Consider the following 21,650-nt stretch of genomic DNA (forward strand, 5'->3'; position numbering starts at 1 on the left):
CTAGCCATCGATTGGGGCGGTTCATTATAATGAGTACAACGAAATAAAGAAAGAGAGGTGACTGTGACCGTGCCGCTGCTGGAAGTACAGAACGTGTCCAAAATATATGACGGTTACTCACATGATAAAGCACTGGACAATGTTCGGTTTCAAGTAAGAGACGGGGAGTTCGTTGGCATTATGGGACCATCGGGCAGCGGCAAAACGACGCTGCTAAATGCCATAGCGACGATCGATCCTCCCTCTTCTGGAGAAATTCGGATCAGCGGTCACAATGCATATCAAATGACAGCCGAGGAAATGGCGCTGTTTCGCAGACGCAGACTTGGCTTCGTATTCCAGGACTTTAACCTCTTAGAATCACTCACTGTCGAAGAAAATATATTGCTTCCACTGACATTTGACCATGTGCCGCAGGACGAAATGCACAGAAGACTCAGCCATGTGCTGTCTAGACTTGGCATTGAGTCTATACGAAATCGAATGATCTACGAAATCTCAGGAGGACAGAAGCAGAAGACAGCGATTGGAAGAGCCATTATTCATGAGCCTGCCGTCGTGCTGGCGGATGAGCCCACTGGAAATCTGGATTCCAAATCGGGCAGAGATGTCATGAATCTGCTGAAGCTGCTGCATGAACAAGAGCAGGCGACACTGCTCATGGTGACGCATGATGCATACGCTGCAAGCTACTGCGAGCGTGTCATTTTTATTAAGGACGGGAAGCTGTATAACGAAATTTACAGAGGCGACAACCGGCAGGCTTTTTTCCAAAAGATTATGGATATGCTGGCACTGCTCGGTGGAGATCGCCCATGACGGTAAGACAACTGGCCTTAAGGAACGTCATCCGGGGCATCAGAACGTATGCGGCTTATTTTTTATGCAGTGCGTTTTCCGTCATGATTTTTTTTGTAAATGCCTTGCTCATTTTTCATCCGGATATCAGAAACGGGCTAAGCTCGGAAACGGCTGTTCAAGCATTTGTAGTCGCAGAATGCATGATTTTTGTATTCTCCTTCTTGTTTGTGCTGTATTCCGTCAGCTCTTTTCTCTCCTCGAGAAAAAAGGAATTCGGCATCTTTATGCTGCACGGCATGACGCTGGCCCAGCTTGGCAAGATGATATTCCTGGAGAACATGATTATTGGATTGCTATCCATTATCTTTGGAACGTTTGCAGGAACATTGTTTGCCAAGCTGTTCTTTATGGCCAGTGCCAAAGCGCTTGAGATTACTTCACTGCCATTTTATCTGTCGCCGTCTTCCCTGCTGCTCACGATCGGGGCATTCGTGCTGCTATTTCTGCTCATATCGGCATACACATCTAGAATGGTAAGGACAAGCAAGCTGATCGAGCTATTTCAAGCAGTTCCTAGGAGGGAGAAAGCACCACATGCCTCTCCTGTTCTATCCGCTCTGTCAATTATATTGCTGCTAATCGGGTACATCTTCGCAGTCACAGCGGACACGTATACGATCTATGACAGGGTTGTACCTGTCGTGCTTATTACGACAGCAGGGACTTATCTGCTATACTCGCAGCTCGGGGTGTACTGTCTCCAGTATTTCCGGAAGACACGCGGCAGAAGAATGAATGGCAGACATTTACTGACCTTGATCGGGCTGTCTTCCCGGTTAAAGGAGCATTCCCGTATGTTTTTTGCAGTGACCATGTTATCAACGATTTCCTTCTGCTCGCTTGGTGTATTTGCTTCCATTAATGTCGTGTCTGGACTGTTCGAAGAGGATTATCCTGCTGCTGTCGGGTATGTATCCAAGACCGGCAATCCTTATCGTGAGGAGCATCTGGCAGATATCAGAGCAGAGCTAACCGAGCGAAAGCTTGACTATAGGGAGTATCAAATCAAGATCAAATATGCTCCCGTTCAGCCAAGCTCTGAGTATGTTCACATTGCAAGAAATGAGCTTCCTGTCGTTTCGTTCGCAGATTACAAGCAGGCTGTGCTGCAGGCCGGATTTACAATGACTGAGCAAGCTCCGGCCTACAATGAGGCGATCCTTATGATCAGCTCACAGAATGACCGCAGCAAGACAAGGCATTGGAACAAAAGAGAATACATGCTGAAGGAGCCTCAGATCTCCATTACAGAGATCGGATTTACGAATCATGTCATTATCCCGGATAATTTGCTGGATGACTTTGACGAGAGCTTTGAAGCCGTTATTATACATGATGAGCTCTACCAACAGATCAAGCAGCCTGCGAGACAGGATGTCTATACCGGCTTTTATTTGGACGATTTTACTCAAACGGCCTTTGTTGCTAGTGATTTAGCGGATCATGGACGTACGCGTTACGATGCTCACAAGTCCTACTCCATCTCGGTCAGTGGAACCTTGTATATCTTGAGAGAGAGCATGTACCGCATCCTGCTGTTTATTGCCATGCTCCTTGCAGCTGTGTTCTTCATCGCTGCTGGCAGCTTCCTGTACTTCAGGCTGTATGCCGATCTGGATCGAGATCAGAAGCAATACCTGACATTAATGAAGCTGGGCTTAACTGACAAAGAATTCAAACGAATGGTAACCGGCCAGCTCGCAACCATGTTCTTCTTGCCGACTTTCGTAGCAGTCATTCATAGCATATTTGCGTTCATTGCATTGCAGAGCTTGTTCTACTTGTCCATTGCTACTAAAATGGGAGTTGTGCTTTTTAGCTTTATGCTTGCTCAGGTGTTATACTTTTTCTTTATTAGGTTTCATTATTTAAGAAACTTAAAGAAAACGCTCCTCTAGTAAATGAGGAATATGACTAGAAAATTTATAGGATTTACAGGAGGTATATCTTGCAAAACTGGATTACTGATTTTATGGAGCAGTTTGGCTATATCGGCATTGCTCTGATCATCGCACTTGAAAATGTATTTCCACCGATTCCTTCGGAAATCGTACTTCCTTTTGGCGGGTTCATGACCACTTATTCGGACCTTACCGTACCGGGAGTCATCTTAGCAGCTACCATCGGTTCTGTTGCCGGTGCCATCATTCTGTACGGAATCGGTCTGCTTCTCGATGTGGAACGTCTGGAGAAGATCATTGACCGTTGGGGTCATATATTACGCGTCAAAAAAGAAGACATCCGTAAAGCCGATGCTTGGTTTGATAAATACGGATACTGGACTGTTCTATTCTGCCGGATGATTCCGTTGATCCGAAGCCTGATTTCAATCCCTGCCGGTATGTCCAACATGAAATTTGGACTATTTCTATTGTTCACAACGATAGGTACGGTCATCTGGAATACCATTCTCGTAATGGTCGGAGCGGCTCTCGGTGAGAACTGGCACTCGATTACTGAATTTATGGATGTATACTCCAATATTGCGTACGCGGTTATTGCTGTGGCTGGTATCGCCTTTTTGATCTGGTTCTTCCGCCGCAACAAAAAACGTGCTAAATAAAATGCTAAGCTGTTACCAGATGTTAAAGGAGAAGTGAGTATTTCATGGAATTTGATTTTATTAATTTACTTAAATCGATCATTCTAGGGATCGTGGAGGGTTTAACGGAGTTTGCTCCGGTATCCTCAACAGGTCATATGATCATCGTGGATGATATGTGGCTTAACTCCAAAGAGTTCTTGACTCAATATGTTGCCAATACGTTCAAGGTTGTTATACAGCTCGGTTCGATCCTAGCCGTTGTTGTCGTCTTCAAAGACCGATTTATTAATCTGCTTGGGCTTGACCGATTATGGAGCAAGAACAAAACCGCTGCTATACCTGCTTCGGGAACGAATCGTTTGAAGCTGATGCAAGTCATTGTTGGCTTAATTCCTGCAGGTGTGCTTGGTCTCTTGTTCGAGGATTATATCGATGAGCATCTATTCTCGGTAAACACCGTACTTATCGGGCTTGTAATTGGTGCGTTCTTCATGATCGCAGCTGATCTCTTCGCTCCGAAGACACCTAGAGTAGAGACAGTAGATCAGATGAGCTACAAGCAAGCTCTTTCCATTGGACTCATTCAATGCTTGTCCTTGTGGCCAGGGTTCTCCAGATCTGGTTCGACGATCTCCGGTGGTGTACTCTTAGGGATGAGCCATCGTGCTGCTTCCGACTTCACCTTCATTATGGCGGTGCCTGTCATGTTCGGTGCAAGCTTCCTGTCCCTTGTGAAGAACTGGGAGTACTTTACGCTTGATGCATTGCCATATTTCATTGCTGGTTTTGTAGCTGCATTTATCTTTGCACTCATCTCCATTCGCTTCTTCTTGAAGCTCATTAACCGTGTGAAGCTGGTGCCGTTCGCAATTTATCGTATCATTCTCGCAGCTATCATTTATTTCGTATTTGTGATGTAGTGGAATCATATCATTTAAAAATAACAGAAGAGGAGACCTGTATAGATTCTACAGGATCTCCTCTTCTGTTATTTTAACAAGACAGACTTAACGTTTACTGGAACTCAGCTGAATAATCATCAAGATGAGCACAAGCAGCTGGATGAGCAATTCCGCACTCATGACAAATCCCTCCTGCTATCTTAATGCTCCTTCAGCCCGTTCCCTCCTCTGTTTCCATCGGTGATCTATACGTTTCCCATACTATACCTATGCACAGAGCTCTTCGATTATGATCATCACTTGCTTAAGCACTTGTCACTCTTATGGAATAAATGTCATACTTGTCCTATACAATAATGAAGCATTAATCACAATGCGCCCCTATCTATAGAAGTGAAAGGTCGGTTATTATACATGAATGATGCTAAGCTGAAACGAACATTCTTGCCTCTTCTGCTCATGACGATCATCCTGCTGCTTACCGCTTGTGCCAAAGGCGAGGCCCATGTAACGGTAAATACAGACGGTACAGCAGACGTGAAATTTAATATTCAGATGAGCAATCAAAACCTGGAAATCATCGGTCAGCCCGAGCTGATCAATAAGTTGAAGGATACCTTTGCAGAGCAAGGATTTGAGACGGAATCTGCAGCTACTAAAGATACGCAAGGGCTGACGGCTTCGAAGCAGATTGACATGAGCTCGGCAGATCAGAAGCTGGAAATACCGGATAGTGTTAAATTTACTCACGACACGGAAGAGAAGTTCTTCTATTCAACCCATCGTATTGTGGTCGATGCAGATCTGATGAGCGCAATTCCTGTCAATGATTGGACAGATACGCTCAACTCCATTCCTTCCTTTGTTCGTAACCTGGTGTTTAAAGAGGTAGATCTGGACTTTAAGCTTACGCTGCCGATCAAGCCAGAATCCAGCAACGCCAATCAGACGAGCGAGGATCATAAAACGATGACGTGGAACATTAATCCACTGTCGAATAACCACCTGGAGTTAACCGTTAATGTACCTAATATTCAAAATATTCTTATCGTTTCCATTGGCCTGCTCGTCCTCATGATCGTCACCACCATCTTCTTCGTCAGAAGAAGAAAAAAGAAAAAGACCTCCTAGTACGTAGGCCACTGGCACAGATTCGTGAGATCCAAAGGACCGGAGAATTGCTCCCGGCTACCGTACAATCACAATCTAACTCAAGCTAGATAGATACCTCTTAGTATATATATCAATAATGCAAAATTCTGAGGTAAGAAAAAAAGACGAGCTCCATTCTATAAAACAGAATGGAACTCGTCTTTTAGGTAATCGATTATCCTTTTACTAAGCAGGCTGGTCTACAGCCGTTCATTCGCCTCAATTAAATAAGCTTATTTATTATTATCCTTGTCAGATATAAACTGATCGGCAGCTTGATCAATGATCTCCATAAAGGCGTTCGGCAGCATGAATTGCTGATCCCTGATAATAATCTTACGAGGGTCCTCTTCCTCTGCCTGAAGATCCTTTATTTCCTGGATTTCATGATGCAATCTCTCCATCTTATGATCCAGATGGTTTGCTGCATCCGCCGCGCTCTTCAGCTCTCTAAGCATATGCTCAGGAACGTCCTTGTTATATTTGTAAAATATTTTGTGCTCCAGGCTCGCCCAGAAGTCCATCGCGATCGTTCGAATCTGAACTTCAACGCAAACATTCTCTGTCCCGTCAGACAGAAATACGGGTACTTCAATAATCAGATGCAGACTTTTGTAGCCATTCGGCTTGGGATTGGCAATATAGTCCTTCACATCCAGCACTTTGATGTCACTTTGCTTCTGCAGCATATCACTGACTTTATAAATATCGGATATAAATGAACACGTGATTCGAAGGCCTGCGATATCCTTGATATGCTCTTTAATGTTGCCAAGCGAAATCGGATAACCCTTGCGATACAATTTCTTTAGAATGCTCTCCGGAGACTTCAATCTGGACTTGGTATGTTCAATAGGACTGTAATCATGAAAGGCTTCGAACTCTTCTTTTAGAATATCGATCTTGGTCTCAATTTCGTCCAGCGCAAATTTGTATACCATCACAAAACGGGTAATTTCATGCTTGATTCGCTTCATCTGATCTAGCTGACTCATTTGATTCATGTGTATTTCTTCCTTCCTCACTCTAGGTGATCCTACAGAAATAACTTGATTAATATTCTTTTCCTCATTTCATTGTACACGATCTGGACTCCCCATTTCAAAACAGGCAGCTTTATCGAAAAAAAGAACAAATTTACAGGAATGGAGGCATAAGATGATATAAATAGTTAGACATCATGATAAGATCGCGCTCGGCAGGTTCATTCATTTATACACTTAATCCATATTTTTCAAGGGGGTGACTCCAATTCCTCTTGTTTTACGTGCAACGTACAATGCAACAGGCGCAATCACCTTTACTGGTAATACACTCGGCTTAAGCCGCTCCGTCACGGAGGGTGTGCCAGGTACCTTGGACAGCATCGGCGCCTTTATCACAACGAACTCGGCAGTCAGATTCGGTACATACCCGTTAGGCACAACCAGCTCATACCAGAGCAACAATTCATCAGCGGTGCTGGTACTTCCCTCAGGAAGTACGGTACTCTATGCCGAGCTTATATGGGGCGGCTCTTACATCAACGGCAGTGTCAATTTAAGTTCGGCAATCAACAACCCGGTAATCTTCACGACTCCTGCCGGCACCAGCAGCGTGACACCTGACCCCACTACTTATAATGCCTTTGATCTTGGTAACGGAGCACAGGCTTATGTAAGATCGGCCAATGTCACTTCCCTCGTTCAACAAGGGGGAGCAGGGACTTACATTACCGGCGGAGTCGTGGGAACGATCGTTGTTAATAACGATACGACAGCTAATCATGCGGGATGGACGCTTGCCGTAATCTACAATAACCCGACGCTGCCTTTTCGTAATATGACGCTTCGGGCAGGCGGTCTTCTGGTTAATGCGTCCAATCAATCGACGATAACCGGATTTGCCACCCCTACTTCAGGCGCACTTGGAGGAAGAGCCCTCTTTAGCGCCCAGGAAGGAGATGCGAACCGTACCGGAGACTCGGCACAGTTCGGACCGACCGCAGCTACGCTCGTGTCTTTATCCGGGCCGAACAACTTCGCGAACAACTTCTTCGCCTCACAAATTAATAATGATGCGGGACAGTTGAATACAACAGGAAGCTTTGGCACGTCCAATCAGACGAACGGTGCACCAGGGACGAATATCATCGCCGGACGTCAGGGCTGGGATATTACAAACGTAGATATATCCGCCAGACTTGTCAATAATCAGACCTCAGCGGTGCTTAATCTTACAACCTCCGGCGATGTTTATATCGTGAATGCCAATGCACTGCAGATCAACATTAATTCACCCAATATAACGGTATCCAAAAGCGCAAACGTATCTGGCCTGGTTGTTGGCGACACCGTCATTTACACCGTTGTTGTTGCAAATACAGGTACAGCAAATGCAGCCAATGTCGTCCTTACCGATGTGCTGCCTGCAGGTCTAACCTTTGTTACGGGAAGCGTTACGGTTGCAGGAACTCAAAGACCAACGCTGGATATTCGTTCAGGCGTACCAATCGGCACATTGAATCTGTCAAGCAGCGTGACGATTACGTATCGTGCTACAGTAACGTCCATCCCGAGCCCTCAGCAGGTGGTGAACACGGCGAATGCCGCTTTTACGTTCCAAAGCGTTGCGGGTGGAAGCACTATTACCGGCGTTATTCCGTCCAATGCTGTAACACTTCCGGTGTATGCTCCCATTTTTAATCTAGTCAAATCCTCCAACATCGCTAATGCAACCGTCGGGGATACTCTTACTTATTCTATTGCAGTTACAAATTCAGGGAATATCGGGGCGACCACCACTTTTACTGACAATGTTCCGGCCGGCACCAGCTATGTGCCAGGAAGCTTTCAAGTGAATGGCAGTACCATCGCAGGGGCAAATCCTGCGACAGGAGTGAATATCGGAGTCGTTGCGGCAGGCAGCACCTCACAGGTCACATTCCAGGTCGTTGTAAATTCCTTGCCTTCTCCCCCGACACTAAACAATCTAGCCTCCGTATCCTACACCTATCAACCACCGGATGGTCGTGTATTTAGTGGATCAGCTGCCTCCAATACCTTGTCAACGCCTGTATCATTGCCAAATGTAGCTGTCAGCAAAACAGCAAATCTGACGGATGCCGCAGTAGGTGAGGTGCTCACCTATACAACGGTGATAGCGAATAACGGTACTACAGCCTTGGCAAGCATCGTATTTACGGATGTTATTCCTGCAGGAACCTCCCTTGTACCCGGAAGCATCACGGTTAATGGAGTAACCCGCAATAATGCGAATCCCGGAAGCGGTATTTCGCTGCCAAGTATCCCAGGAGGAAGCTCATCGACCGTAACCTTTCAGGTGCTCATCCAGTCTGTTCCTGCGAGCGGGCAAATCGTCAATCAGGCCAGTGTCGCATACCGTTCAGGGACTTTTAACGGTCTTGGCACCTCGAACACGGTATCTACTCCTGTATATCAGCCGATTATCAGTGCTGTGAAATCATTGAACGACAATTATGCTACAATCGGCGATATCATTACAGTAAACATCTGCCTGCAAAATACAGGTAACATCGGTGCACAAGTATCAGTCACAGATCCTATACCTGCTGGTACCCTTTTTGTCCCAGGGAGTGTTACGATTGGAGGCACCAGTGTGCCTGGCGCTGATCCAGTATCAGGCATATTTATCGGGACACTGACAGCGGGAATCACCAATACGATTACTTTTCAGCTTCAGGTTGCGTCTCTACCTGCACCGCCTTCCATATCGAATACGGCCTCGGCTAATTACTCCTATGTGCTTCCAAGCGGCCGTACACTAACAGGCTCAAGTTTGTCCAATACTGTCACTATTCCTGTATCGGCTCCAAATGTAACCGTTGATAAAATTGCCAACGCAGCCGAAGCCGCAATCGGTGATGTTATCACTTATACCCTTACTGCTTCCAACAATGGCGTAGAGCCTGTCAGCAATGTCATTATCTCGGATACCATCCCGCAGGGAACCGTCTTTGTTCCGGGTTCAGTAAGAGTTAACGGTGTGGTGTCTCAAGCTTCCAATCCTTCTGGTGGAGTGGCCATCGGGTCTGTACCTGGTCAGTCCTCCGTCGTAGTCAGCTTCCAGCTTCAAATTGTTGCCCTCAACGAATCAGGAATAGTAGCGAATCAGGCAAGTGTCGCTTTTACCAGTGGTACATTCACCGGGGCATCTGTATCCAATACTGTTATCCTGCCTGTCTATAATGCGAATGTATCACTAACCAAGTCTGCTAACAGATCAAACGTCACTGTAGGTCAAACCTTAACGTATACTTTTATACTCTCTAACACAGGAAACACACCGGCTTTTGCCACACTCTTCGATGAGCTTCCGCCAGAGGTCGTATTTGATGCTAACAGTGTTGTCATTGATGGTCAGCCTACTCCAGGCGCAGACCCGGAAACAGGGATCAACATTACCAGCATTCCTGCGGGCGGAACGACAACAGTCACCTTCATTGCGACCGTCAATGATCTGCCGTTATCCCAGCGGGTGATCAATCAGGCTGACGTGAATTACTTCTACCAGACAGGAAGCGGAAGAACATTAACCGGTACTGCTTCCTCCAATTCGGTCACGGTTAACGTCTCGGCTCCAAATGTGACACTTAGTAAGACTCCCTCCAGAACAACGGCTATTGTGGGAGATTCCATTATTTATACGATTGTCGTTACAAACAATGGAGGCGCACCAATTAATAACATCGTACTCAGCGATAGGCTTCCATCCCAAGTTTCCTTCATTCCTGGGAGCGCGACTGTAAATGGAACTCCTCTTCCATCTGCATCTCCGCAATCAGGTATTCCAATCGGCAGCTTGGCTCCTGCAGTCAACGCGACCGTAACTTTTGAGGTGAATGTGACCATGGCAGTGCCTTCAGAAATTAATAACCAATCAACCGTAAGCTTTACATCCGGCGTCTTCTCAGGTACTTCGAACTCCAATACATCTACCATTCCTGTCATACAGCCGCAAATTTCTCTGCAAAAAACAGCAAGTACAAGTAACGCAACAGTGGGTGATACCATTGTATATACCGTTGTTATTACCAACGCAGGCAATCTGGCAGCCGATTTGGTTCTGAGCGATACCGTTCCGGCAGGAACCACATTCTCGCCTAACAGTGTTATTGTTCAGGGCAGCCCGGTTCCCGGTGTGGTCATTAGTGATGGGGTCAGTATTGGTACCATTGCTGCAGGACAGAGCGTAACCGTCTCTTTTGCCGTCGTGGTTACTTCCCTGCCGTCACCACAGCTGATCACCAATCAGGCATCCTCTGTCTTTACTTTTACACCTCCGGATAATCGGACGTTGACGGGCACTGCGGTATCGAATACCGTCAGCTTCCCCGTGTCCGCTCCAGATGTAGAAGTGACGAAATCGAGCTCACTGGCCGATGTTTCAGTGGGAGATATTATCACCTTTACGGTAACTACCCTTAATGAAGGGATTGCTCCGGTCACGAACGTCCTGTTCTCAGATCCTACGCCAGGCACGACCTTCATACCGGGAAGTGTGACCATTAACGGGGTGCCTGACCCTTCTGCTTTTCCTGCGGGAGGGATTGAACTGGGTACCATTACACCCGGAACCTCCACTACAGTAACCTATAACGTAAGGGTGGACACTGTACCTAGTCCTCCTCAAATTACAAATCAGGCGGCGGTTACCTATACATCAGGCGCTTTTACAGGGACCACCTATTCCAACACGCCGATTATTCCGGTATATGAGCCTGTTCTCAGCGCTGTCAAGTCAGGGAGCTCCATCAATGCGACCGTCGGTGATACGATCACCTATACCATTAGTGTCACGAATTCAGGCAACTATGCTGCATCATTCACATTAACGGATCCGATACCAGTTGGGACGTCCTTTGTCGTAAACAGTGTATTAATTAACGGCCTTCCGGCTCCTGGAGCCGATCCGGCAGTAGGTATTCCCGCGGGCGTCGTGGCTCCAGGTACTTCAACAACCATCATATTCTCGGTCGTCATTGATACTTTGCCGAGTCCGCAAATTCTGTCAAATCAATCGTTTATTGCTTATGCTTACACGCTTCCTTCCGGCAGAACCTTAAGCGACAACACCGCCTCCAATGTCTCTGTTATAACCGTCTCTGCTCCAGATGTCGCGGTAGTAAAAATTTCTGCGCTGACGGCGCTATCAGTAGGTGATGTAAATACTTACAGTGTAAATGTCACGAATAACGGCATCGCAGCGGTAAACAATGTAATTCTGAGTGACCCGCTGCCTTCATTTGCAACCTTTGTTCCCGGAAGTGTAACGGTAGATGCAGTATCTATTCCCGCTGCCAATCCTTCTACCGGCATCAACATTGGAAGCATTCCGCCGGGTGCCAGTGTCAATGTTACTTTTCAGGTACAGGTAAACGCTCTGCCTCCGACAACACCTGCTGAGCTTACTAACCGCACAACGGTTACCTTTACTTCCGGTACCTTCTCAGGAAGTACCTTCTCGAATACCGTGACGACTCCAGTATTCCAACCGATCCTAACGGCCGTAAAGTCCGCCAATACGGCTAATGCAACCGTCGGAGATACCGTCGTTTACAGCATCGTATACTCGAATGCAGGTAATTATGGAGCTAATGTCATTCTTACTGATAACATTCCCGCCGGAACAACACTGGTCCCTAACAGCGTCATTGTAAATGGAGCTCCTATAGCAGGTGCAAATCCGGCTGCAGGTATTGACCTCGGGGTCATCTCGACAACAGCTACTGTCCTCTTCTCTGTAACGGTAGACAGCCTGCCTGTAAGCCAGCAGCTATCCAACCAGGCGAATTCAACCTTTACTTATACATTGCCTGACGGCCGTACGTTAAATGGCTCCTTTGCTTCCAATCTGCTGCAGATTCCGGTCTCTTCGCCGAATGTTTCATTAGTCAAGAGTGTCTCGGTGCCTACAGCAGTGGTTGGCGATACCATAACTTACAGTGTTGTAATTACCAATAGCGGGATTACAAATGTCAGTAACGCGGTTCTATCTGATGTTCTACCGTCCCAGAGCAGCTTCGTTCCTGGCAGTGTTACGATTAATGGCGTTACCCAGCCTAGTGCAAATCCAGCCGGAGGGATCAGCATCGGTACACTTGCACCCGGAGCATCAGCAACCGTTAATTTTGCAGTCAGTATCAATGCTTTGCCCCCAGCGCCATATATTATTGAGAACCAATCATCGATCAGCTTTACAACAGGAACCTTTACGGGAGCTTCTTATTCCAATACGGTATCTACTGCAATCTATCAGCCGATCTTGAATCTCGTCAAAACGGCAAGCTCATCCAACGCGACCGTTGGGGATACAATTGTGTATTTCCTGAGCTTGACGAATAACGGCAATCTGCCAGCAGATATGGTCTTGTTTGATGACTTGCCAACAGGCACCGTGCTCATTCCGAATAGCGTACTCATTAATGGAGTTCCGCAACCGGGAGCAAATCCGGGCACCGGCATACCAGTCGGGCTGGTACAGCCTGGAAATAGCGTATCCATTACCGTTACCCTTCAAGTTGTTGTTGATACGCTGCCGAATCCTCAGCAGTTAGTCAATCAAGCGACCGGCAATTATACGTACTCACCGCCAGATGGGCGTGTATTGTATGGAACCATCAGCTCTAATGTGCTGGTTATTCCGGTATCATCGCCAGATGTTACTGTAGTGAAGAGCTCCCCTGCAATTGATGCTGTCGTGGGAGATGTCATCACATATACTGTCGTTATTACCAATAACGGGATTACAGAAGTGAACAATGTCATCATGGTTGACCCTGTACCAATTGGCACAATTTTTGTCACAGGCAGTGTTACCGTAGAAGGTGTACCAAGACCTTCAGCCAATCCAAATTCAGGCATCAATGTAGGGACGATCGAAGAAGGTACCTCTGTCGCAGTTACATTCCAGGTGCAGGTTGTCTTGATATGAGCCTGGATCCGAATCAGGAACGCCTTCTTCAGAACCAAACGTCGGTTACTTTTATATCAGGAGCAACAGGTGGTGTAGCTTATTCCAACCTGGTGAGCATTCCACTAACCGGACCGGTAATCACGATTCAAAAATCAGCTTCCGTTACGCAAGCTGCATTAGGCAGCATCATCACATACGAGCTGAACATTGCTAACACAGGGAACGCCGATGCAGAGGTTATTGTGCAGGATGCGATCCCGGAAGGTCTGCAATTTATTGTTAACAGTGTGCTTCGGAATGGGCAGCCTCTTCCGGGTGTAGACATTTCTTCACCTCTGAATATAGGTATCGTTGCCAGCAGCTCAGCAGCCAATATCAGTTTTCAAGCCATTGTCACCAGCCTTCCGCCTTCTAACGAGATCTTCAATGTGGCAAGCGCAGCGTATACTTTTCAAACTTTGGATGGTCGAACCATCACGAGATACGTCACTTCTAACGGTGTGCGGATTGCAATTGCCAATGCGCAGCTGACCATATCTCAGCGTGCCAACACGCTTCAAACCTTTGTTGGAGATGTTATTACTTTTACTGTAACGATTCAAAATACAGGCTCCGTACCCGTGCTCAATGCGAGATTGAGCGTAGTGCTCTCTGCAGGAATGAGCTTTGTTCCGGGGAGTGTGATACTTAACGGTATCATCTCCCCGGGTCTTGATCCTGTTCAAGGCTTTATACTTCCCGTCATTAATCCTGGAGAGGTTGTACAGCTGACATACCAAGTTCGTGTGCTCAGCGTTAGTAGTCCTTTATCGAGCGAAGTACTCGTTGCTTACACCTCTGACGGCGTGCCTGTACAGACCAGTTCCAATGAAGTCGTACTTTCCCCAGTTGAACCCGTCGTGAACATGGTCGTAACGGTCATGCCTGGTCAAGTCACCTATGGAGGCGCTGTTCAGTTTACTGCTGTGATACTAAATGAAGGGGATCTCCCGATCGAGGCTGTTTACTATATGAATTTTCCACAAGGTCTTATCTTCGAAGATTATTCGGTTCAAATCAACGGGGTCGAGGTTCACAATGCCAATCCTGTGCTAGGCATAAGGCTGGGTACTTTGTTTCCTGGATCCAGAACGGTCATTACGTACCGAGCCCTTGTATCCTTCACCCCCTATTCCCGAATTACGCAGATGAATCTGATCAATCAAGCAGCTCTCCAGTTTACGTATCGACTGACCGATAGCAGAACGGTCTCGCTTCGTGAGGAGACAGAGGTCCAGGTATTATTTCTTGCACCTGTTATTCAGGCGGAGCTCACTTCACAGCCTGTCCGGGTTGAGCGGGGTGATGATGTCACCATACGAATCTTGGTTCGCAATACTGGAAATCTTGCAGCAGCTCTATCGCTGCGAGGTCTCATTCCACCGGGTACAGCGCTTATGAGGGGAATCTTGCACTTCCAGGATGGGACCATAAAGCCCTTCTCAATACAAGATTTGATAGACGGGATACTCATCATAGGGGTTCTTGAGCCGGGACAATATGCAGAGATTGAATATATCGTTCGTGTGAATATCGAAGGACTTCTGCCATCCGATTTGTTAAAAGGGTACGTTACTGTATTATTTACTTATTTGTTTGAGAACAAGGAATATACACTGGAAGTTCATTCGAACGAATATATCATTGTAATCGAGCAGCACGATGAATAGAAATATCATAATCATCATATGAAAATCCCTCACTTCAATCCTGGAAGTGAGGGATTTTCTATTCTTGGATGATACTTAACTCCTCAATCTACTAAATTCGACAAAAACTAATGACAAGTTTGTCAGAAATTTATGAACGAATGAACACCTTCCAAAGTTCCTATACCTTCGGTTTAACGAGCACTTCACGATTTATTTTACACAACAACGAAAAAACTATGCCAAACTTCGGAAAAGAGAGTTGATAAATATACCAGTGAATGATAAAATCCAAAAGTAGATAAAGTAACAATTTCGTAATCATTAATGTCACTTTCGTTGTCGAAATCATTAGGTGTATGACTGATAACTGCCGAATTCTCGCACCAAGAAGCGGGGGACCCGACCATTTATGGGTGAATTGATCAATATTAAAGTGATCATAGGGAACCTTCAACCGAATCCTTAGCTAACCTCGCAGGCATTGGAAGGAGTATTATTTACTTTGAAAAAGACACTAACAGCAGCGGCACTAGGGTTCGCTCTATTATTCTCCGCAGGAGTTACAGAAGCATCCGCATCTATTCTATCTAAAACAGTTAACAATACCGTAGGCATACCTTACCAATTTGGTGGTTCCACTCTATCCGGATTCGATTGCTCCGGATTTACTCGTTATGTATATAAGCAGCTTGGTGTGAATCTGCCTCACAGCTCCAAACAGCAATTCCATAAAGGACAGGCTATCAAGAAATCCGAGCTTGTAAAGGGAGATCTTGTCTTCTTTAATACCAGCGGATCCGGTGTTTCACATGTGGGAATTTACCTTGGCAACAATCAATTTGTGTCCGCTACCTCATCCAAAGGGATCGCCATTACACCGATTAACAAAGGATACTGGAGCTCCAAGTACTACGGAGCCAAAAGAATACTGAGCCCGGCCTCTGCTGAGAGAGCTGGATTATAATTACATTACCCGATATATTATCGTTCAAACAATAGTACAAGCATATAAAATAATTGTAGAAGGTCCAGGAATGATTCCTGGACCTTCTGATGTATATGACACAGCAAGGGCTTGGAGCATTACGTTTAGATTTGGCTGCTCTTCGCAATGACATAGGGCTTCTTGGCATCACCGATCAACCTGCGATCCGCAGACAAGTGTACATCCTTATCCAATATCACGTTCTCAAGCACCGCATTCTCCTCAATTACGCATTTCTGCATAATAATCGAGTTACGTATTCGCGCCCCGCTATGTATCTTAACACCCCTAAAAATGATACTGTTCTCCACCGTTCCCCCAATAACGCATCCATTCGCAATTAAGGAATTACTGACTTCGGCCTGTTCCAAATAACGAGTTGGCGGCTCATACTTAATCTTGGTATGCACCTCATGATATTTAAACAGCTGATTGTACTGTTCCTGCTGAAGCAGCTCCAGACTGTTGCGGTAATAGCTGTCCACAGAGTTAATCACGGCATGATATCCATCATAAGCATAAGCTGCGATTTTGAGATTGGTCAGATTGTTCTGTATTCCATCTCGAAAGAAATGATTGTGGCCATGAGCAATACAATGATCTATTAATTTCAGGAACAGCTGCTTCTCTACAATAAATGCACCTAAATAGATATTGGGATGTCCACCTTCCCCATGCATCCCCGTGACCCATCCGTTATCCACATCGATTCGGATGCTTGATTCATATTCTGGGAGAATTTCATCTGCTTTTTTATACAGCAGGGTGATGTCAGCCTGTGTTTCCATATGATAATTAAACATCTCTCTATAATCAGCTGTGTAGAGATGCTGGCTGCCGGTATGAATAATATGTGTTCCAGACCCTCTCAGGAAAAAATCACGATTGTTATGAAAATGCTGCAGGTCTCCTTTTGACCTGTCCGTTGGATCATTCCAATCCGGCGGCAATATGAATAATCCTCCATGCTTGCGGTCCAGATCCCATGGCGCGCCTTCCCCTAAATGATCCATCAGGGATCGATATTTACGACGAACAAACAAAGCGATGTTATGTACTCCGGAATGCATCATATTGGACAGGACAAAATCGATCAAACGATACCTGCCTGCAAATGGAACGGCTGCGCCGCAGCGAAAATAAGTTAATTCGTTCATTAAATCGAGTTCATGATCCAAGTTCACTACACCCATGAGCTGTTGCATATAACGGCCACCGTCCCTGTTCATATTATTTCAAACCATAGGTATGAGGTCTGTAAGCTTCATCAACGAGCAATATTTCATCCTGATCCTCTCCACCTATGATAGAACCGTCTCTGATGATCATATTTTCACTCACGATCGCTTTATGAATCTTGACGTTCTTCCCAATCTTCACCTTAGGCATGATCACCGAATCTGTAATTTCGCTTCCCTCTCCAACCTCAACGCCATAAAATAATACAGACCTGTTCACATCACCGTGCACTACACAACCTTCATTCACGATACTGCTGCGTACTTGCGCATCCTTGGAGATGTAACATGCAGGCTCATTGGGATTACGGGAAAATATCCGCCAATTCGGATCATTCAAATTTAATGGGGGATCGTCAACCAAGAGGTCCATATTAGCCTCCCATAGGCTTTGAACGGTACCGACATCCTTCCAATAACCGTCAAATGGGTATGCAAACAGCCTTTTCTCATTACGGAGCAGAAGAGGAATAATATCTTTACCAAAATCATAGGTGGAATTTGGGTCCTGCTCGCTTTCGAGCAAATGCTGACGCAGCACAGACCATTTGAATAGGTACACACCCATGGAAGCAAGGGTGCTGCGCGGCATCGCTGGTTTTTCTTCAAATTCGAAAATCTCGTAATTATCGTTCGTATTTAGCAGTCCAAATCGACTTGCCTCAGATAGTGGGACGTCAATAACGGAGATTGTGCAATCCGAATCCCGCTCTTTATGGTACTGCAGCATGGCATCGTAGTTCATTTTGTAGATATGATCGCCTGACAATATTAGAACATGCTCAGGATCATACTGATCAACAAAATGGATATTGCGATAAATCGCATCCGCGGTACCCCGATACCAGCTGTTACTTCCTTCGCGTTCGTGCGGAGGAAGGACAAATACTCCGCCTTTACGTCGGTTTAGGTCCCAATCACTCCCAATACCAACATAGGAATGAAGGATCAGCGGCTCATACTGAGTAAGTACACCAACTGTATCGATTCCGGAATTAGCACAATTACTAAGCGGGAAATCAATAATTCGATAGGTTCCTCCAAAATAAACCGCAGGCTTGGCTAAAGTTTTGGTCAGACCCTTCAAACGTTTACCTTGTCCTCCGGCCAGCAACATGGCCACCACTTCTTTTTTGTTCATGGAAGAGCCTCCTCAGGAATCGGTATGAGTAACTGTAGCTGCTTCTGGTGGTATGAGTAACTGTAGCTGCTTCTGGTGAAGTGAATTCGCAGGTATGAAGTTGTAATGTAGGTATGTCTGTTTGTGAAGTTGGTAAGGAATGATGTTATTACTGAAGAAGTGGTAAATGGCAGTAAGATAGTGCATGAGGTTAAATGAATGAGAGTTAGTAGACCTAAGAGTATTTACACATTTAGTTCAAATTCATAACACATGAACAGGAACTACAAGAATAATTAATTTCTATTATATTATAAACAATAGCAACAGCTCTTGACAAACAGAGGTTTATGACGTTTCGCCCCTAATCTCCTCGGGATATGTCGACTTTAGACATATTTATACTTTTACAAAAAATATAATGCATTTGGCTTGCAATACATGTTCGCAGATAGTAAAATACGGCTTTGAGTGTATGAACTATAATAAGAATTAACGCTAAGAAAGGGGATTATTCCCATGGAACTTCTCAAATCTGAATTGCCCGGTGTAGGGATGAAGTATCAATTGGAGACGAAGGCAGGTTCCAATTTCATCATTGTTCATCATGAGGATGGACGCCGTGAAATTTACTGTTCCGATCCAGAGGATCAAGAGAGCCTCATCTTTATTGCCGAGCTGGAGGATGAGGAGTGTATGTTGCTCTCGAGTATTATTGGCGGATGGAATGAAAGGTAACTAACCCATAATCAGCTACCAAAAAATCAGACAGTCGCGTACAGAGCTATGCCTTTTGTACGAGGACTGTCTTTTTTTGTATCCTTGGGGATTGATGAGTCATCCTTTCTTATAGAAATAAGGTGGCATTCAAATAACGTTTGGACAGAGAATACAGATACGTCGTTTGGATCGATAATGTGGCGATGAACAAAATATTTCGAACGACCAGATGCTGCTTCTCAGACAAATGGGGAAATTGTTCGGCCATCCGGCTTGCTGCAGTGCGAATTTCTTCCTCTGCCTTATCTGTATGAATCGTTCGTTCATATTGACCTTCCAGCTGTTCAAACAGTTCCGCATAAGTGCTGTACAATTGCAGTGGACTAATTAGATCATCATCCTCGCGTTCCGGCTGGTTAAATATGCCTTCGAACAAATGACGGATAGACTCAAAATCAAGCACGGATTTGAGGTCATCAATAATAAACAATAACGAGGCTTGATTGATGGAATACTTTTTACCAATTTTCGGAGAGGACAAATATTCTTTGAAGTCTCGTTTCACCCAATTTTGCATGGATGTAATAGAGACATTCGAATATTCAACGAGCTGACCGAGCGAAGCGATTTCCTGCAATGAGAATCCTGCTGCACGATTGCCCTTGATGAGCTTCTCTAAGATCGGCGGCACGGATGTGGATAGGAATGCGGGGAGTGCATTGCCATTCTCCACATCTGACGGATGATGTTTATTCCATGCTTTTTGGAGCATGGCTAGGGGTGTTTCATGATGTTGTCCCTCGATGGACAGCAGCAATTGTGCCATTTCACAGCGAGTAAGTGAGAACAACTCTGTCATCTACCGGACCTCCCTTTGCGTCTATGGTTAAATGTTTGTTAAAAATCACATGGATTTATATTACGCCGAACGTATGACCTTGTAAAGAGAGGTCAGGATAAGGAAATTTGGCGTCTAACTCTCTATTAGGGCCAAAATTAACCCATACGGTCTATTATTAACCCTACAGACCATTGATAATCACAGGATAAGTTCGGTATATTAGTTCATATGAACCTAAAATTTATTATAAAGGATTGTGAAGAACTCTAATGGGTATAGGACCGAATTTATTAGTGTTTGCAATACTCATTGTACTAACCGCATTCTTCGTCGCTACCGAATTTGCGATCATCAAGCTCAGGCCGAGCCGTGTCGACCAGCTGGTGCTCGAAGGACGCAGAGGTGCCCTTGCCGTACAGAAGGTAACAACGAATCTGGATGGTTATTTATCGGCTTGTCAGCTAGGGATTACTATTACGGCTTTAGGTCTAGGATGGTTGGGTGAACCCACAGTTGCGATTATGATTGAACCTTTGTTCGCACGCCTGGGCGCACCTGAGGAATTAGTTCATCTCCTCTCTTTCATTATTGCGTTTATGATCGTTACATTCTTACATGTTGTTGTAGGTGAGCTTGCGCCGAAGACGATGGCGATCCAAAAAGCCGAAGCGATCACATTCATCGTTGCTAGACCGATTATGCTGTTTTATAAGATCATGTATCCGTTTATTTGGCTGCTTAATGGCTCAGCTAACAAGCTCGTTCAAATGTTTGGTCTAAAGCCGGTGAAGGAACACGAGGATGCACACTCGGAGGAAGAAATTCAAATCATATTATCCGAGAGCTACCAGAGCGGTAAAATTAACAATACAGAATATGGCTATGTAAACCGGATATTTGCTTTTGACGAGAAGCTTGCCAAGGAGATCATGATTCCTCGTACCGATATGGTCTGCTTATATACAAACAATACACTTGAAGAGAACATGAATATTATCCACAGAGAACAATATACACGCTTTCCTGTTGCCCACCAGGGGAAGGATCAGATCGTAGGCATGATTAATACGAAGCAATTGTTCCTGAACTATAGAGAGAATGAAACGTTTGATCTCAAACAGTTCTTGCACCCTGTACTATCTGTTTCAGAAGCAACACCTGTGAATGAGCTCTTAAAGAGAATGCAAAAAGAACAGGTTCACCTGGCTGTCATTGTTGATGAATTTGGTGGTACCGCAGGACTCATCACCATCGAGGACATTCTTGAAGAAATCGTCGGCGAAATTCGGGATGAATTTGACTCTGAAGAACGCAAAGAAATTGAACAGATTGGTGAAATGCATTACATTGTAGATGGCAAGATTCAATTAGATCAAATTGCCGACCTTACAGGGCTGCACTTCGACCTAGAAACCGCCGATACGATTGGCGGCTGGCTGTTCACGATCCTGATGAATCCTAAGGTCGGACATACCCATTATCACGAAGGAATGGTCTTCACTGTCAAAGAAGTAGGTCGCAACCGTGTCAAGAAGGTTGAATTCAAAAAAGCTCCCGAGGAGCTTGAGCTGGAATTGACCCCGCAGGCGGTCGGCTAAAGAACATACCGGTAATCACTCAAATACGGCAGCCCTAAAGTAGGCTTAGGGTCTGCCGTATT

General features: G+C 45.4%; 14 protein-coding genes and 1 riboswitch. Of the genes, 10 read left to right on the forward strand and 4 right to left on the reverse strand.

Annotation, left to right across the window (positions count from 1 at the left end):
- Positions 1-69 precede the first annotated feature (69 nt).
- The 5 genes from BK126_RS28955 (at position 70) to BK126_RS01430 (ending at position 5,439) form a co-directional block, all read left to right on the forward strand.
- Complete coding sequence (locus BK126_RS28955) at positions 70-819, forward strand: ABC transporter ATP-binding protein (RefSeq protein ID WP_076310955.1); 750 nt, start codon at positions 70-72, stop codon at positions 817-819.
- Positions 816-2,759, forward strand: a complete 1,944-nt coding sequence (locus tag BK126_RS01415; RefSeq protein ID WP_076310956.1) for an ABC transporter permease — start codon at positions 816-818, stop codon at positions 2,757-2,759. The genes BK126_RS28955 and BK126_RS01415 overlap by 4 nt, the downstream gene beginning before the upstream one ends.
- Before the next feature lie 50 nt (positions 2,760-2,809).
- On the forward strand, positions 2,810-3,424 hold the full coding sequence (locus BK126_RS01420; RefSeq protein ID WP_076310957.1) for a DedA family protein: 615 nt from the start codon (positions 2,810-2,812) through the stop codon (positions 3,422-3,424).
- A 44-nt stretch (positions 3,425-3,468) separates the two neighbouring features.
- Positions 3,469-4,326 (forward strand): undecaprenyl-diphosphate phosphatase, encoded by an 858-nt coding sequence (locus BK126_RS01425; RefSeq protein WP_076310958.1) that lies wholly within the window; start codon positions 3,469-3,471, stop codon positions 4,324-4,326.
- 396 nt (positions 4,327-4,722) lie between these two features.
- A complete protein-coding gene (locus BK126_RS01430; RefSeq protein WP_076310959.1) occupies positions 4,723-5,439 on the forward strand; it encodes an EGFR-like transmembrane domain-containing protein in 717 nt (238 codons plus the stop codon).
- Positions 5,440-5,693: 254 nt separating this feature from the next.
- On the opposite strand, the gene BK126_RS01435 is transcribed toward BK126_RS01430, so the two are convergent.
- The gene (locus BK126_RS01435; RefSeq protein WP_076310960.1) at positions 5,694-6,464 is read right to left on the reverse strand and encodes a GTP pyrophosphokinase; all 771 of its coding nucleotides are present in this window, start codon (positions 6,462-6,464) and stop codon (positions 5,694-5,696) included.
- 238 nt (positions 6,465-6,702) lie between these two features.
- On the opposite strand from BK126_RS01435, the gene BK126_RS01440 reads away from it, so the two are divergent.
- The 3 genes from BK126_RS01440 to BK126_RS01450 all read left to right on the forward strand — a co-directional run bounded on the left by BK126_RS01440 (position 6,703) and on the right by BK126_RS01450 (position 16,050).
- Positions 6,703-13,413: a beta strand repeat-containing protein gene (locus tag BK126_RS01440; RefSeq protein ID WP_076310961.1), complete on the forward strand. Its 6,711-nt coding sequence runs from the start codon at positions 6,703-6,705 to the stop codon at positions 13,411-13,413.
- Entirely contained in the window at positions 13,410-15,104 is a 1,695-nt protein-coding gene (locus BK126_RS01445) for a DUF11 domain-containing protein (protein WP_076310962.1), read from the forward strand. The genes BK126_RS01440 and BK126_RS01445 overlap by 4 nt, the downstream gene beginning before the upstream one ends.
- A gap of 340 nt (positions 15,105-15,444) precedes the next feature.
- Positions 15,445-15,582, forward strand: a riboswitch (cyclic di-AMP (ydaO/yuaA leader).
- A 6-nt stretch (positions 15,583-15,588) separates the two neighbouring features.
- Positions 15,589-16,050: a C40 family peptidase gene (locus BK126_RS01450; protein ID WP_076310963.1), complete on the forward strand. Its 462-nt coding sequence runs from the start codon at positions 15,589-15,591 to the stop codon at positions 16,048-16,050.
- Between the two features lie 125 nt (positions 16,051-16,175).
- On the opposite strand, the gene glgD is transcribed toward BK126_RS01450, so the two are convergent.
- Both glgD and BK126_RS01460 read right to left on the reverse strand, forming a co-directional pair.
- Positions 16,176-17,276: a glucose-1-phosphate adenylyltransferase subunit GlgD gene (gene glgD / locus BK126_RS01455; RefSeq protein WP_076310964.1), complete on the reverse strand. Its 1,101-nt coding sequence runs from the start codon at positions 17,274-17,276 to the stop codon at positions 16,176-16,178.
- 25 nt (positions 17,277-17,301) lie between these two features.
- Positions 17,302-18,450, reverse strand: a complete 1,149-nt coding sequence (locus BK126_RS01460) for a glucose-1-phosphate adenylyltransferase (protein WP_076310965.1) — start codon at positions 18,448-18,450, stop codon at positions 17,302-17,304.
- Between the two features lie 498 nt (positions 18,451-18,948).
- On the opposite strand from BK126_RS01460, the gene BK126_RS01465 reads away from it, so the two are divergent.
- Positions 18,949-19,167 carry a cation:proton antiporter regulatory subunit gene (locus BK126_RS01465; protein WP_076310966.1) on the forward strand — a complete coding sequence of 73 codons (219 nt, stop codon included), beginning with the start codon at positions 18,949-18,951 and terminating at the stop codon, positions 19,165-19,167.
- 109 nt (positions 19,168-19,276) lie between these two features.
- Here BK126_RS01465 and BK126_RS01470 read toward each other — a convergent pair whose 3' ends face one another.
- Positions 19,277-20,008, reverse strand: coding sequence for a DUF1836 domain-containing protein (locus BK126_RS01470; protein ID WP_076310967.1), 732 nt, complete (start codon positions 20,006-20,008; stop codon positions 19,277-19,279).
- 251 nt (positions 20,009-20,259) lie between these two features.
- Here BK126_RS01470 and BK126_RS01475 point away from each other — a divergent pair, with 251 nt between their 5' ends.
- Entirely contained in the window at positions 20,260-21,588 is a 1,329-nt protein-coding gene (locus BK126_RS01475; RefSeq protein ID WP_076310968.1) for a hemolysin family protein, read from the forward strand.
- Positions 21,589-21,650: the final 62 nt, after the last annotated feature.

Source organism: Paenibacillus sp. FSL H7-0326 (assembly GCF_001955535.1).
Classification (GTDB): domain Bacteria; phylum Bacillota; class Bacilli; order Paenibacillales; family Paenibacillaceae; genus Paenibacillus; species Paenibacillus shunpengii.

Coding starts and splice junctions, on each gene's coding strand:
- BK126_RS01430 (WP_076310959.1), top strand. CDS start 4,723: ATGAATGATGCTAAGCTGAAACGAACATTCTTGCCTCTTCTGCTCATG.
- BK126_RS01460 (WP_076310965.1), bottom strand. CDS start 18,450: ATGAACAAAAAAGAAGTGGTGGCCATGTTGCTGGCCGGAGGACAAGGT.
- BK126_RS01465 (WP_076310966.1), top strand. CDS start 18,949: ATGGAACTTCTCAAATCTGAATTGCCCGGTGTAGGGATGAAGTATCAA.
- BK126_RS01445 (WP_076310962.1), top strand. CDS start 13,410: ATGAGCCTGGATCCGAATCAGGAACGCCTTCTTCAGAACCAAACGTCG.
- BK126_RS01425 (WP_076310958.1), top strand. CDS start 3,469: ATGGAATTTGATTTTATTAATTTACTTAAATCGATCATTCTAGGGATC.
- BK126_RS01415 (WP_076310956.1), top strand. CDS start 816: ATGACGGTAAGACAACTGGCCTTAAGGAACGTCATCCGGGGCATCAGA.
- BK126_RS01470 (WP_076310967.1), bottom strand. CDS start 20,008: ATGACAGAGTTGTTCTCACTTACTCGCTGTGAAATGGCACAATTGCTG.
- BK126_RS01435 (WP_076310960.1), bottom strand. CDS start 6,464: ATGAATCAAATGAGTCAGCTAGATCAGATGAAGCGAATCAAGCATGAA.
- BK126_RS01475 (WP_076310968.1), top strand. CDS start 20,260: ATGGGTATAGGACCGAATTTATTAGTGTTTGCAATACTCATTGTACTA.
- glgD (WP_076310964.1), bottom strand. CDS start 17,276: ATGCAACAGCTCATGGGTGTAGTGAACTTGGATCATGAACTCGATTTA.